The organism is Kitasatospora sp. NPDC002040 (assembly GCF_040296785.1).
Taxonomy (GTDB): domain Bacteria; phylum Actinomycetota; class Actinomycetes; order Streptomycetales; family Streptomycetaceae; genus Kitasatospora.
This window is the reverse complement of sequence record NZ_JBEOXV010000007.1, coordinates 155,704-169,174: the sequence shown is the minus strand read 5'-3', so window position 1 is coordinate 169,174 and position 13,471 is coordinate 155,704. Positions and strand designations below refer to the sequence as shown.

The following is a 13,471-nucleotide window of genomic DNA, read 5'->3' as shown; positions in this document are numbered from 1 at the left end:
ATTCCGCTGAGAGCGGTACGCCGCCGCCACATGCCTTCGGGCCGGGTCCGACGGGCCCTCCGTTGGCTAGGCTCAGGGACAACACCGGCCAGTTGAGCGCGCATCAGGAGGAGCACAGTGACGACGGTCCTGACTCAGGGCGGCAACGCGCCGTTGACCGCAGCACGGGTGACGGTCGAGGTGACCGCGCCCAAGGCGCTGGACGTCTCCGGCCTGCTGCTGACCGAGTCCGGCAAGGTCCGCTCGGACGCCGACTTCGTCTTCTTCAACGCGCCGAACGGCCCCGGGGTGACGCACCGTCCGGCCGCCGGCGGCTCCCCCGACGCGATCACCGTGGACACCGGTGCGGTGCCCGCCGGGATCGACAAGATCGTGGTGACGGCCAGTCTGGACGACGCGGGCGCGACCTTCGCGGGCACCGAGCCGACCGCCACCCTGCGGGACGCCGACACCGGCGCCGTCCTGCTCACCTTCACCCCGCCCCGGCTGACCCGGGAGACCGCCCTGGTGGTGGTCGAGGTCTACCGCCGCTCCGGCGCCTGGAAGGTCCGCGCGGTCGGCCAGGGCTACGCCAACGGCCTGGCCGGGATCGCCACCGACTTCGGCGTCTCGGTGGACGACTCCCCCGCGCCGCCGCCGATGCCGACCACCGCGCCGGCCGAGGCGCCGCCCAAGCCGGTCACCCCGCCCGCCGTCCCGGCCTCGCTCACCAAGGTCACCCTGGACAAGGGCAAGGTCAGCCTGACCAAGGGCGGCTCGGTCTCGCTGGAGAAGAACGGCAAGCCCTTCCTCTCCGCCGTCCGGATGGGCCTGGGCTGGGAGCCGGCCGCCGGCGGCCGCAACGTCGACCTGGACGCCTCCTGCATCGCCTTCGACGCCAAGCGGAACAAGATCGAGACCGCCTGGTTCATGAAGCTCTCGATCTTCAACGGCGCGATCGCCCACTCCGGCGACAACCTCACCGGCGAGGGCGCGGGCGACGACGAGTCGATCACCGTCCACCTGGAGGGCCTGCCGCCCGAGGTCTGCGGCCTGGTCTTCGTGGTGAACTCCTTCTCCGGCCAGAAGTTCACCGCCGTCCAGAACGCCTACTGCCGCCTGCTGGACGCCGGTTCGGGCCAGGAGCTGGTCCGGTTCGACCTCACCTCCTCCGAGGCCCAGACCGGCGTGGTGATGTGCAAGCTGGTCCGCCAGTACTCCGGCGAGTGGGTGATGACCGCGATCGGCGAGTACGTCAGCGCCAAGACCGCCCGCGCCATGGTCAAGCCGGCCGGCGCGATGCTCTAGCCGGACCCGGCAAGCCCGAAGGGGGCGAGATTGCATCTCGCCCCCTTCGGGAAGGCTCGTCCGCCGAGCCCGGCCTGACCGCCCGTCAGCCCCGGGTGGCCATGGCGCGGAGGAAGAAGACCAGGTTGGCGGGGCGCTCGGCGAGGCGGCGCATGAAGTAGCCGTACCACTCCTCGCCGTACGGGAGGTAGACCCGCATGGTGTTGCCGGCCTCGGCGAGGCGCAGCTGCTCCTCGGGGCGGATGCCGAACAGCATCTGGTACTCGAAGCTGTCCCGGCTGCGGCCGTGCCACTCGGCCAGCTGGCCGGCGATCTTGATCATGTTCGGGTCGTGCGAGGCGACCATCGGGTAGCCCTCGCCGTTCATCAGGACCTTGAGGGCCCGGACGTACGCCAGATCGACGTCGTGCTTGCCCTGGAAGGCGACCGACTCGGGCTCCTTGTAGGCGCCCTTGCAGATCCGGACCCGGGACCCGGCGCCGGCCAGGTCGCGGCAGTCCGCCTCGGTGCGGCGCAGGTACGCCTGGAGCACCACGCCGAGCCACGGGAAGTCGGCCCGCAGCTCGCGGGCGATCGACAGGGTGGAGTCGGTGGTGGTGTGGTCCTCCATGTCCAGGGTGACCGTGGTGCCCGCGTCGGCGGCCGCGGCGCAGATCCGCCGGGCGTTCTCCAGCGCGATCTTCTCGCCGTCCGCCGGCAGGAACTGGCCCACCGCCGAGAGCTTGACCGAGACCTCGGCGTCGGCGGCCAGGCCGGTGTCCTTGAGCGCGGTGAGCAGGTGCTCGTACGCCTCGGCGGTGCCGGCCGCCTGCTCGGCGTCCTTGGTGTCCTCGCCCAGGTGGTCCAGGGTTACCTTGCGGCCGGTGGCGATCAGTTCGTCGGTGGCGGAGACCGCCTGGTCGAGCTGCTCACCGGCGACAAAGCGCTCGACTATCGCGTGGGTGGGCGGGAACTTCTCGACGACCGTGCGCACCTGCGGGGAGCGGGAGGCGGCGAGGAGGGCGGAACGGAGCATCGGTACTCCTGGAGACGGTTCAACAGGGGGAGAAGAGGGGGTGGGGCGGCGGCAGGGGGTGTTGCCGCCGCCCCGGTACCTGGGCTGGTCAGCCCATGTGCGGGTAGCGGTAGTCCGTCGGCGGGACGAAGGTCTCCTTGATGGAGCGGGTCGACGTCCAGCGCATCAGGTTCTGCTTGGCGCCGGCCTTGTCGTTGGTGCCGGAGGCCCGGGCACCGCCGAAGGGCTGCTGGCCGACCACGGCGCCGGTCGGCTTGTCGTTGATGTAGAAGTTGCCCGCCGCGTTGCGGAGCTTCAGCATCGCGTGCTGCACGGCCTCACGGTCCTGCGAGATGATCGCGCCGGTCAGCGCGTAGCTGGAGACCGACTCCATCTGGGTCAGCATCGCGTCGTACTCGTCGTCCTGGTAGACGAACACCGAGAGGATCGGGCCGAAGTACTCGTCCTTGAAGTACTCGGAGGCCGGGTCCGAACAGACCAGCACGGTCGGGCGGACGAAGTAGCCGACCGAGTCGTCGTACGTGCCGCCGGCCAGCACCTCGACCTGCGGGTCGGCCTGGGCGCGGTCGATCGCGGCCTTGTTCTTGGCGAACGAGCGGTCGTCGATGACGGCGCTCATGAAGTTGCCGAGGTCGGTGACGTCGCCCATGGTCAGGCCGTCGACCTCGTCCCGGAACTCGTCCTTGAGCGACGCCCAGAGCGAGGCCGGGACGTAGGCGCGGGAGAGCGCCGAGCACTTCTGGCCCTGGAACTCGAACGCACCGCGGGTCATCGCGGTCTTCAGCACGGCCGGGTCGGCGGACGGGTGGGCGACCAGGAAGTCCTTGCCGCCGGTCTCGCCGACGATCCGCGGGTAGCTGCGGTAGTTGGCGATGTTCGCGCCGACCTCGCGCCACAGGTGCTGGAAGGTCGCGGTGGAGCCGGTGAAGTGGATGCCCGCCAGCTCGGGGCGCTTGAGCGCGACCTCGGAGACGTCCCTGCCGTCACCGGTGACCATGTTGATGACGCCCTTGGGCAGACCGGCCGCCTCCAGCAGCTGCATCAGCAGGTGCGCGGAGAACTGCTGGGTCGGGGAGGGCTTCCACAGCACCACGTTGCCCATCAGGGCCGGGGCGGTGGGGAGGTTGAGCGCGATGGCGGTGAAGTTGAAGGGCGTGATCGCGTAGACGAAGCCCTCCAGCGCACGGTGGTCGCTGCGGTTCCAGACGCCCTCGGAGGAGATCGGCTGCTCGGCGATGATCTGCCGGGCGAAGTGCACGTTGAAGCGCAGGAAGTCGACCAGCTCGCAGGGGGTGTCGATCTCCGCCTGCTGCGCGGTCTTGGACTGGCCGAGCATGGTGGCGGCGGCCAGCGTCTCGCGCCAGGGGCCGGCCAGCAGGTCGGCGGCCTTGAGGAAGATCGCGGCCCGCGAGTCGAAGGAGAGTGCCTGCCAGGCCGGGGCAGCGGCCAGGGCAGTGTCGATGGCCTCGCGCGCGTCGTCCTGGGTGGCGTTGCGCAGCGTGCCGAGCCGAGCCGCGTGGTTGTGCGGCTGGACGACGTGGAACTCGGAGCCGCCGCCCATCCGGCGCTCCCCGTTGATCGTCATGGTCAGCTGGATCGGCTCCTGGCCGCCCAGCTCCTTCAGCTTCGCCTCCAGCCGGGCCCGTTCGGGGCTCCCGGGGGCGTAGCTGTGGACCGGCTCGTTCACCGGCGCGGGGACCTGGGTCACAGCATCCATGAGCGCGCGCTCTCCTTCGAATCTGGGGAGCCGGTGCGGGTCGCACGCCGGCCATGGGAAGACGCTATCCGTGCGGAGGGGTCCGGCTGTTTGGCCGGGCGGCCAAAGTCATCCGTTCGGAGTTGTCGGACCGGATGAACGCGTGTCCGGAAGGCGACTAAAGTCGGTTCCGTGCCGAGACAAGCCCGTGGTTCCGAACGAGCCGGCCCGCCGGCCCGGGTCCGCCCGTGACCGCCGCCGGGCTGCCGCTGCGCCAGCTGCTGATGTCCCTGGGCGAGCCGCTGGTGGAGCTGCAGGCCGCCCCGCGCGGTCTGGACGTACCGGTCCGCGACGTGGCGATCCTCGACCCGGAGGACCCGGCGACCGCCTCGGCCGGGGAGCTGGTGCTGGCGATCGGGGCCCGGGGCCGGGCCGCGCTGCCCGCGCTGCGGGCGGCCGGGAAGGCGAAGGCCGCGGCGGTGGCGGTGAAGCTGGACGCCCCGGGCCAGGCCGACGCCCTGCGGGAGGCGGCCACCGAGGCCGGGGTGGCACTGCTGAGCGTGCGCCGGGAGACCCGCTGGGAGCACCTGGACTCGCTGGCCCGGGCGATCATCGCGGGCCCGGACGCGCCGGAGACCGCCGAGCACAACACCGGTGACCTGTTCTCGCTGGCCCAGACGGTGGCGGTGCTGACCGGAGGGATCGTCAGCATCGAGGACACCTCCAGCCGGGTGCTGGCGTACTCGCGCTCCTCCGACAGCGACGAGGTGGACGACCTGCGGCGGCTCTCCATCCTCGGCTGGCAGGGCCCGGAGCCGTACCTGTCCAAGCTGCGCGAGTGGGGCATCTTCCAGCACCTGCGCAGCTCCGACGCGGTGATCGGGATCGACCCGCACCCGGAGCTGGGCATCCGACGGCGGCTGGCGATCGGCATCCGGGCCGGGGCACAGCCGCTCGGCACCATCTGGGTGCAGGAGGGGGCCCGGCCGCTGGCGCCGCTGGCGGATCAGGCCCTGGTCGGTGCGGCCCGGGTGGCCGCCGCCCAACTGGTGCGCAGGAGGCGGGAGTTGTCGGCCGACGTCCGGCTCACCCAGACCCTGCTGACCGGGCTGCTGGAGGGCTCCACCGGGCCGCAGTCGCTGGCCACCCACCTGGGGCTGGACCTGCGCCGCCCGGCCACCGTGCTGGCGTACGCGGCGGGCTCGCCGTCCGAGGGGTCCGACCTGGAGCTCACCCGGGCCGAGGTGACCGGCCTGATCTCGGTGCACACCGCCGCCCGGCACCGCTCCGCGCTGCTCGCGCCGATCGACTCCCGGGTCTACGTGCTGCTGCCGGAGCTGCCCGCGGCGCTGCCGATGGCCACGGTCAGGGACTGGGCGCAGGAGGTGGTGGAGGCGGCCAGGGAGCACCTCGGGGTGCCGCTGCGGGCCGCGATCGGCTCCACCGTGGACGGGCTGGGCGCGGTGCCCGACTCCCGGGCGCAGGCCGACCGGATCCTGGACGCGATGGGGCGCGGCGGGGTGGCCACCGAGGTCGCGGCGCTGATCGACGTACAGGCCGAGGTGCTGGTCAGCGAGGTGCTGGCGCTGCTCCAGGAGCGCGGCGGCCTGCGCGATCCGCGGCTGACCGCGCTCACCGGGTACGACCTGCGGCACGGCACCCGGCTGGCCGAGTCGGTGCTGGCCTGGCTGGACGCGCTCGGCGAGGTCAGGCTGGCCGCCGACGCCCTGCACATCCACCCCAACACCCTGCGCTACCGGGTGCGCCGGGCCGAGCAGTTGACCGGCATCGACCTGGCCCAGCCGCAGCAGCGGCTGCTGGCGATGCTCCAGCTCCGGCTGCCGGCCGAATCCGACTGAAGCCGGCCCCCTACCGCGCGAGCGGCAGGCCGGCCGGGCCGGTGGTCGGGTCGGCGGAGAGCCGGTGCAGTCGCCGTCCGGGCCCCGCGCGGTGCCGCCGCAGGCCGGCTCGGCAGCTCGCTGCGCACCTGCCGTCCGGCAGGTGCGCGCTGCCGGAGCCCCCGGGGAGCGGCGTCCCGGGCCCGGACGACGGCTGCCCGCCGACCGGAGACGGTCGACGGGCAGCCGGGGTGACGCAGGATCAGTCGTTGTAGCCGTGGCCGCCGCGGTGGCGCAGGCGCCACCACGGGCCGGTGATGGCGACCAGGATGCCGGGCACCTGGATGTTGGCGAACAGGGTCTCGCCGTCCTCGGAGAAGTTCACCCCGGTGAACTCGCTGAACTCCGGCTCCTCGGCGGTGCCGATGTTGAGGTCGTTGCGGGCGATCGGGTAGGTCCGCCCCTCCTCCGTGGTGCCGAACAGGTGCGAGACGCCGGCGCCGTCCTCGGCGATCACCAGGCCGCCGTACGGCGAGACGGTGATGTTGTCCGGGCCGTCGTAGTTGCCGTGGTCGCCCATCACGTCGGTGTTGACGCCCAGCAGCAGCTTGAGGGTCATGGTGCGGCGGCTCGGGTCGTAGAACCAGACCTGGCCGTCGTGCGCCGCGCCGGGGCTCTCGGTCCGGGCGTAGCTGGAGACGAAGTAGAAGCCGTTGTCGCCCCACCACATGCCCTCGAGCTTGCGGGCGCGGGTGACCTGACCCTCCGTGAACTGCTTGCGCACGGAGACCGTCTTGGCGTCGCGGTCCGCGACGTTCACCCAGTCCACACCGTAGGTGGTGCCGACCTTGGTGACCCGGGACAGGTCGTCGATGAAGGTGCCGCGCGAGTCGAAGACCTTGAACGCCTCCAGCTTGCCCGCGTCGGCGGCGAGCTTGCGGAGCTTGCCCTTGCCGTGCTTGAAGCCGGCCGGCGGGGTCCAGCGGAACAGCAGGCCGTTCGGGTTGGAGGCGTCCTCGGTCAGGTAGAGGTGGCCGCGCTTCTGGTCCACCACGACCGCCTCGTGGGCGTACCGGCCCAGCGCCTTGATCGGCTGCGGGTCGCGGTTGGCCTCCTGGTCGTACGGGTCGACCTCGAAGATGTAGCCGTGGTCCTTGAGGAAGCCGTTCTTGCCGGCCTTGTCCTCGGTCTCCTCGCCGGACAGCCAGGTGCCCCACGGGGTGGCGCCACCGGCGCAGTTGGTCGCGGTGCCGGCGATGCCGACCCACTCGCGCACCTCCTTGCCGCCGCGCTTGACCTCGACCACGGTGCAGCCGCCGGCCGCGCCCGCGTCGTAGACGTGGCCCTCCAGCAGCGGCACCGGGTGCGGCCAGCTGGCGCGGGCGCCGGCCAGCTCGTGGTTGACCACCAGCAGGGTGGCGCCGTGCCGGCCCTCGAAGGAGGCGGTGCCGTCGTGGTTGCTCGGGGTGAACTCGCCGGTGACCAGCTTGGTCTCACCGGTGCGGGTGATCACCTGGTACTTGAAGCCGCGGGGCAGCGCGAGGATGCCCTTCGGGTCCGCGATCAGCTCGCCGTAGCCGGTGGCGCGGCGGGCGGCCTCGACCGACTCGGCGGCGGGGGCCTCGCCGCCGGACGGCGCGGCGATGGCACCGGGAGCGGTGGCCAGCACCTCGGCGCTGCCGGCGATCAGGACGCCGGCCCCGATGACGGTGGAACGGTTGACGAAGTCCCGACGGGACAGCGACATGGAGTCACTCCTGTGAGGTGGGGCGGCAGTCCGGACGGTCCCGGCCGCTGCGCACTCGGCGCCGGCGGAGTGGGCCGCCGACGACCAGCAGACTCCGCCCCGCCGGTGAACCCCGGGTGAACCCGGCACCGCTCCCCGGTGGTGATTTGCCGACCGTATCCGAACAACCGGACGGGACTCCGTCAGATCGGGTACGGCTCTTGACAGTTGACCGTCAGCGCTCGACCCGCTCGACCCGCCACTGCTCCCACGCGGTGAGCCAGGCCTCCTCGGTCACCGGAGCACTCCCCGGGGTCCGCGGCGCACCACCCAACCAGAGCCGCTCCCAAGCCCGTTGGGCCGGGAGGCTGGGCACCTCGCTGGCGAAGGCGGTGTACCGGATCACCTCCTCGACCGCGGCCTGGCCCTCCGGTGTGCCGATCGCCCACTCGGTGTTCTGGGCCAGCCTGGTCAGGTGGTTCACCATCGCGGTGACGGCGTCGCCCGCCTCGTCCCTGGTCTCCGAGGCGAGCCGCATCTGCTGCCGGACGGCCGCCTCCCAGCGCACCGCGCCCGCCTCGCCGCGCAGCCGCCGGGGCAGCCTCGGCACCCGGCGGGCCCGGGCCTGCGCGGCCAGCGCCACCGCCTCGTGCACCGCGTGCTCGACCACCGCCCGGTGCGCCTCCAGGCCCGCCACCGGCGGGAGTTCGCGCTCCTCCAGCACCGCCCGCCGGTCCTGCTGGCGGGCCAGCTTGCGCATCAGGTCGGTGCGGCCGAGCACGTACTTCTCGAAGTCCTCGATCCGGCGCAGCTCCACCCCGCCCGGCGGGACGCCGCGCCCGGTCACCTGGACCGTGACGCCGTCCACCCGCAGCCGCCCGGCCCAGACCGGGGCCGGCGGCTCGCCGTCCGGGCGCCGGTCCTCGTGGATCTGCACCGCCCGGGGCTCGCCCTCGACCGTGATCCACTCCCGCAGGGCCCGGACCGCACCCGGGCCGTCGCCCTCGTCGATCTCCAACTGCTCGTAGACCCGGTCGCGTTCGTCCTCGACCACGTCCTCCAGCTCGGGCAGCGGCTGCTGCTCCGCGCCGGGGCGGTAGGTACGGACCGTCACATAGGGGCCCTCGGCGGAACTCCAGTCGCCCGAACGGACCTCGACCCAGCCGAGCCGGCCGTTCTGCACCTCGTACTCGGCGAGCGCGTCGCTGTCCTCCGGCGCATCGGGGGCTGACGGGGGCGCGTGTCCGGCGTCGTGCGCCGGTTCGGCCCGGTGCAAGCCGGGACCGCGCTCCGACCGGTCGACCCCGAAGACCGGGAAGTCGGCGTCCGCGAGCACCCGACGGCTGTGCTCCTCGTGGTCGGCGTAGTAGTCCTCGGGCTCCTGGGGCCTGGTCGCGTTCTGCCTCGTCATCCTCTGCCGCACCCCCGCGTGCTCGCCTCGCCGTCGTTCCCGGCCCACTGCACCGGGCCCTGCCCGGCACCCCGCGCCGCGTCCGCCCCACGATACGGGGCCCGGACCTGCTGGGCCATCAGCTTCGCTCGTACGGTTGGCAGCCCGCCGTCCCGGCCCCGTCCGCCGCCGATAGTCAGTAGCCTTGCCTACTCTGGGAGGCATGACCGCAGCCACCCCGGCCTTCCCCGCCCGGATCAGCATCGTCACCCTCGGGGTGACCGACCTGGCCGCCAGCACCGCCTTCTACCAGGCGCTCGGCTGGTCCCGCTCCAGTGCCTCCAACGACAGCATCGTCTGGTTCCGCACCGCCGACTCGGTGCTCGGCCTCTTCCCCACCGAGGAGCTGGCCGCCGACGCAGGCATCCCGGCCACCGGCGAGCCGTCCTTCCGCGGTGTCACCCTCGCGGTGAACCTGGAGTCCACCGCCCAGGTCGACGCCGCCCTGGCACTCGCGGTCGAGGCCGGCGCCACCGTGGTCAAGCCCCCGGCCGCCACCGAATGGGGCGGCTACTCCGGCTACTTCGAGGACCCGGACGGCCATCTCTGGGAGCTGGCCCACAACCCCTTCTTCCCCTTCACCGAGACCGGCCAGCTCGACCTGCCGTAGCCCCGGTCCGACCACCGGCGCCGGAACGGCCATCGTCGCCGGAACGGTCGTCGGCGCCGGATCGGGGTCGGAACGGCCCGCCAGGCCCTAGCCTCGGTGCCGTGGACGCCAACCTGTACCACCTGGTCTCGACCTGGCTGCTCCCCGTCCCCCCGGCGCCGGTGTACTCGGCGCTGCGGGACGTCGAGCGCTACCCGCAGTGGTGGCCGCAGGTGCGGTCGGTCCGCCGGCTGACCGACCGCAGCGGGGAGCTGGTGATCCGGTCGGTGCTGCCCTACCGGCTCCGGCTGACCGCCACCGAGCAGGAGCAGGACCCGGTCGCCCTGACCCTGGCCGCCGGGCTGACCGGCGACCTGGTCGGCTGGTCCCGCTGGACGGTCCACCCCGACGGGGCGGCGGGCAGCCGGGCGGTGTTCGAGGAGGAGGTCCGCCCGGCCAAGCCGCTGATGCGCCGGCTCGCCCCGGTGGCCCGCCCGCTCTTCCTGGCCAACCACGCCGCCATGATGCGCGGCGGCCACCGCGGGCTGCTGCGCCACCTGACCGGGCGTCAGTGAGACGGGGCGTCAGCCGTTCTGCTGCGACCGCGCCTTGAACGCGGCCTTCCTGGCCTCCTTGGCCACCGTCCGGTTCAGGTGCAGCTCACCGATCGCCTCCAGCACGTCCGCCGTGTACGGGTGCCGGACCCGCCACAGCTCGCCGAAGTAGCTGGCCGGGTTGTCCGTCACTGGCAGCTCCGAGACCAGCCGGTGCAGCACCTCGGCCTCGCCCTCGCTGGTCAGCAGCTGGGCCGCGAAGCCGTCCACCACCGTCCACAGCACCACCGCCCGCTCCGGCGCCGCCACCTCCTGGCCCTGCCCGCGCAGCCAGGCCCGCACCGCGCCGCCCAGCTCCACGTCGTCCACCACCTCGGCCGCGGCCGGGCGGGCCGCCTCGCCGATCACCTCCAGCGCCTGCACGGAGAGCATCCGCCGGACCGGGCTGTACGCGTCGGTGCCCCGGGCCGCCTCCAACAGCTCGCGGGCGGCCGCCTCCGGCTCCCGGCCGGCCAGCCAGATCAGCACCTCGCGCTCCGGCAGCACGTTCGCCGTCTCGGAGACCCCGCGCAGCAGCGCCTCCGCGTCGCCCTGGGCCAGCTCGCCCACCAGCGGCGCGTCGTAGCCCTCCTCCAGCAGCCACTGCCGGACCCCGTACTGGCCCAGCGGAGTCAGCCGGACCAGGCCGAACCGGGCCGACTCCTCGTCGCTCAGCTCGCCCTCGCCGACCGTCGCCTCCTCCTCCTCGAACAGCTCGGGGTCGATCGGCCGGTGCTCCAGCAGGCCCAGCTCGGCCAGGTCCGCGAGCATCGGGTCCAGGGTGACCATCAGATCGGTGATGTCGCCGAGCAGCTCCTCGTCCGGCTCCTCGCCCTCGGGCACCACCAGCAGCGCGGCCAGCACGCCCAGCGGCACCGTCTCCTCGCCCGGCTCGGCGAAGGCGGTGGTCTCGTAGAGCACCTGGAGCGCCTCGTCCAGCAGCTCGGCCGCCGCCCGCCGGGACTCCTCCACCGCGGCCAGCCGGGCTTCGTCGTCCTCCTCGGCCTCGGCCTCCTCGTCGTCCAGGTCCAGCGAGTCCGCCTCGGCGGACAGCTCCCGGACGATCCCGGCGGCGGTCAGCCACAGCTCCAGGACGGTCTCCTCGTCCCCCGCCTCGGCCGGCTCCAGGTCGGGGCCGGGGATCGCGACGTGCTCGCCGGCCTCGGTGGTGCCGATCTCCACCAGGTCCAGGTCGCAGGCCAGCGACCAGGCCCGCATCGCCTCGACCTCGCCGTCCTCGTCCGCCCCGAGCCCGAGCAGCTCGGCGGCCGGGGCCCGGTCGCTGCCGAGCAGGTCGCCGAACTCGTCCACCGGCCGGTGCGGCGCGGCCCAGCGGGCCAGCTTCAGCGCGTGGGCGATCAGCGGTACGGCCAGCGCCGCGTCGGCCAGCTCGCGCTCCGAGGGCAGCAGGACCGGCGGCACCAGCACCGCCGCGTCGTCCTGGTCCTCGTCCTGCCCGTGCGCGGCGAAGGCCCCGTACAGGTCGGCCAGGTCGTAGTCGGCGGGCAGCAGGCGCTCGGCAGCCGCGTTGTCCGACGGGTTGTCAGGGGTGCTGCTGCTGCGTCCGGACATCGTTGCGAGGTCTCCCGAGGTGGCGGTGGTCACTGCCGGATGAACCGTCTGGGTGGCGGTCCATCAGCTCAGCGTATCCGCAGCGGAGCCGCCCCGCCGGAGTCGCACGCCGAGACCTGACGCAGTACCCCCGCCATCAGGTGACGTGGCGCAGCCGACACCCGGGACGGGCCGACCCCCCTCGTTCCAGCACGTATCCTGCACAAGGCCCGGTGCACACCCTCGCACCGGCCGCCGGGCAACGAAGCCCACCCCTCACACCCCGCCCCACCAGGGCTCTCGTCTGGCCACACCCCGGTCCGGGCCGGTCCCGGTGGTGCCCGGCCACAGGAGACCCCTGCCATGGCGGACCTCTCCCCCGTCGGCGCCGGACTGTCCACCGCACAGTTCGAAGGACGCCGACTCTCGGAGGCCCTGCTTCCCCTGGAGCTCGCACCACGCACGCAGCTCCAGCTCGCCGCGATCAGCCGCTGGAACGCGCTGCGCGGCATCCGTGTCGGCCTGGTGGCCGCCGCCCTGCTGCTCCTGCTGATCGGGGCCAACCTGGCCACCCCGATCTACCCGGTGCTCCAGCGGCAGCTCGGCCTGACCCCGCTCGACACCACCGTGCTCTTCACGGTCTACGTGTTCGCCCTGGTCCCGGTGCTGGCCGCGGTCGGCCACTGGTCCGACCACCTCGGGCGGCGCGCGATGATCCTGCCCGCCGTGGCGCTGGCCGCCGGCGGCGACGTGCTGTTCGCCACCGCGGGCAGCTTCTGGCAGCTGGCCCTCGGCCGGGCCGTCCAGGGCGTCGCGGTCGGCTTCGCCACCGGCGCCGCCGGTGCCGCCCTCGGCGACCTGCTGCCGGACCACCCGACCCTGGCCGCCAAGCTCACCCTGGCCTGTTCGGCCGGCGGCGTGGCACTCGGCCCGATCGTCGGCTCCGCCCTCTCCTCCGGCGAGCACCCGCTGCTGACGCCGTTCCTGCTGCACGCGATCGCGCTGCTGGTGCTCTGCGTCCCGCTCGCCGTGGTCCACCCCCGGATGCCCGGTCGGCGCCGGGCCCCCGCCGCGCCGCCGCGCATCACCACGCCCGCCCACCTGCGGCCGCAGCGGCTGCGGCTGCCGCGTACCGGGCGGCGCGAGTTCCTGCTCGCCTCCGGCGCCGGCTTCGCCTCGTACGCGGTCTTCGGGGTCTACCTCAGCCTGGCCCCGGCGTTCTCCGCCAAGCTGCTGGACACCACCTCCACCATGACCGGTGCCGTGGTGGCCGCCCTGCTGCTCGGTTCCTCCGCGATCGCGCAGCTGCTGGTGCCGCCCACCGCCGACCGCCTGGTGGTCGCCCTCGGCATGACCGGCCTGGCGGCCGGCCTGGCCCTGGTGGTCACCGCCCTGTACACCCGCACCCCGGCGCTGCTCTTCCTCGGCAGCGTCCTCGGCGGCGCCTGTCAGGGCGTGGCCTTCCGCTCGCTCTTCACCACCGCGGTCGCCGCGATGAACCCGGAGCGCCGGGGCAGCGAGCTCTCCACCCTCTGGGTGATCGTCTACCTGGGCTCCTCGCTCCCGATCGTGGCCGTCGGCGCGCTCACCCAGCACTACGGCCTGCTGCCCGCCGTCAGCGGCTTCGCCGCCGTGGCCGCGCTGGCCTGCCTCGGCCTGGCCGGCGTGGTGCTGCGCTCGAAGAAGGCCGAGTAGCAGCAGGCAGCAGAAAGGGCCCGACCCTCCG

Annotated in this window: 10 protein-coding genes; 5 read left to right on the top strand and 5 right to left on the bottom strand. The window is 73.4% G+C overall.

All coding sequences use genetic code 11. The annotated features are described in order from the left end of the window. The first annotated feature begins 129 nt into the window (after positions 1–129). Positions 130–1,287: a TerD family protein gene (locus tag ABT118_RS18965; RefSeq protein WP_350669990.1), complete on the top strand. Its 1,158-nt coding sequence runs from the start codon at positions 130–132 to the stop codon at positions 1,285–1,287. 85 nt (positions 1,288–1,372) lie between these two features. On the opposite strand, the gene ABT118_RS18960 is transcribed toward ABT118_RS18965, so the two are convergent. Together ABT118_RS18960 and pruA are read right to left on the bottom strand one after the other, a co-directional pair. Next, positions 1,373–2,302, bottom strand: coding sequence for a proline dehydrogenase family protein (locus ABT118_RS18960; protein ID WP_350669901.1), 930 nt, complete (start codon positions 2,300–2,302; stop codon positions 1,373–1,375). 88 nt (positions 2,303–2,390) lie between these two features. Beyond that, positions 2,391–4,019, bottom strand: a complete 1,629-nt coding sequence (gene pruA / locus ABT118_RS18955) for an L-glutamate gamma-semialdehyde dehydrogenase (RefSeq protein ID WP_350669900.1) — start codon at positions 4,017–4,019, stop codon at positions 2,391–2,393. A 227-nt stretch (positions 4,020–4,246) separates the two neighbouring features. Here pruA and ABT118_RS18950 point away from each other — a divergent pair, with 227 nt between their 5' ends. Further along, the gene (locus ABT118_RS18950; RefSeq protein WP_350669899.1) at positions 4,247–5,857 is read left to right on the top strand and encodes a PucR family transcriptional regulator; all 1,611 of its coding nucleotides are present in this window, start codon (positions 4,247–4,249) and stop codon (positions 5,855–5,857) included. 241 nt (positions 5,858–6,098) lie between these two features. On the opposite strand, the gene ABT118_RS18945 is transcribed toward ABT118_RS18950, so the two are convergent. Next, positions 6,099–7,583, bottom strand: a complete 1,485-nt coding sequence (locus ABT118_RS18945; RefSeq protein ID WP_350669898.1) for an alkaline phosphatase PhoX — start codon at positions 7,581–7,583, stop codon at positions 6,099–6,101. A gap of 214 nt (positions 7,584–7,797) precedes the next feature. Further along, positions 7,798–8,973: a hypothetical protein gene (locus ABT118_RS18940; protein ID WP_350669897.1), complete on the bottom strand. Its 1,176-nt coding sequence runs from the start codon at positions 8,971–8,973 to the stop codon at positions 7,798–7,800. Positions 8,974–9,175: 202 nt separating this feature from the next. Between ABT118_RS18940 and ABT118_RS18935 the strand changes: the two genes are divergently transcribed. After that, the gene (locus ABT118_RS18935) at positions 9,176–9,622 is read left to right on the top strand and encodes a VOC family protein (RefSeq protein WP_350669896.1); all 447 of its coding nucleotides are present in this window, start codon (positions 9,176–9,178) and stop codon (positions 9,620–9,622) included. Between the two features lie 101 nt (positions 9,623–9,723). Beyond that, entirely contained in the window at positions 9,724–10,176 is a 453-nt protein-coding gene (locus ABT118_RS18930) for an SRPBCC family protein (RefSeq protein ID WP_350669895.1), read from the top strand. Between the two features lie 9 nt (positions 10,177–10,185). Here the strand turns inward: ABT118_RS18930 and ABT118_RS18925 are convergent, their stop codons facing one another. Continuing rightward, a complete protein-coding gene (locus ABT118_RS18925) occupies positions 10,186–11,766 on the bottom strand; it encodes a hypothetical protein (RefSeq protein ID WP_350669894.1) in 1,581 nt (526 codons plus the stop codon). Between the two features lie 342 nt (positions 11,767–12,108). On the opposite strand from ABT118_RS18925, the gene ABT118_RS18920 reads away from it, so the two are divergent. Then, a complete protein-coding gene (locus tag ABT118_RS18920) occupies positions 12,109–13,440 on the top strand; it encodes an MFS transporter (protein WP_350669893.1) in 1,332 nt (443 codons plus the stop codon). Positions 13,441–13,471 lie beyond the last annotated feature (31 nt).

What these genes read in the sequence shown, in the direction of transcription:
- ABT118_RS18960 (WP_350669901.1), bottom strand. Translation starts at nt 2,302, where the DNA reads ATGCTCCGTTCCGCCCTCCTCGCCGCCTCCCGCTCCCCGCAGGTGCGC.
- pruA (WP_350669900.1), bottom strand. Translation starts at nt 4,019, where the DNA reads ATGGATGCTGTGACCCAGGTCCCCGCGCCGGTGAACGAGCCGGTCCAC.
- ABT118_RS18945 (WP_350669898.1), bottom strand. Translation starts at nt 7,583, where the DNA reads ATGTCGCTGTCCCGTCGGGACTTCGTCAACCGTTCCACCGTCATCGGG.
- ABT118_RS18940 (WP_350669897.1), bottom strand. Translation starts at nt 8,973, where the DNA reads ATGACGAGGCAGAACGCGACCAGGCCCCAGGAGCCCGAGGACTACTAC.
- ABT118_RS18935 (WP_350669896.1), top strand. Translation starts at nt 9,176, where the DNA reads ATGACCGCAGCCACCCCGGCCTTCCCCGCCCGGATCAGCATCGTCACC.
- ABT118_RS18925 (WP_350669894.1), bottom strand. Translation starts at nt 11,766, where the DNA reads ATGTCCGGACGCAGCAGCAGCACCCCTGACAACCCGTCGGACAACGCG.
- ABT118_RS18920 (WP_350669893.1), top strand. Translation starts at nt 12,109, where the DNA reads ATGGCGGACCTCTCCCCCGTCGGCGCCGGACTGTCCACCGCACAGTTC.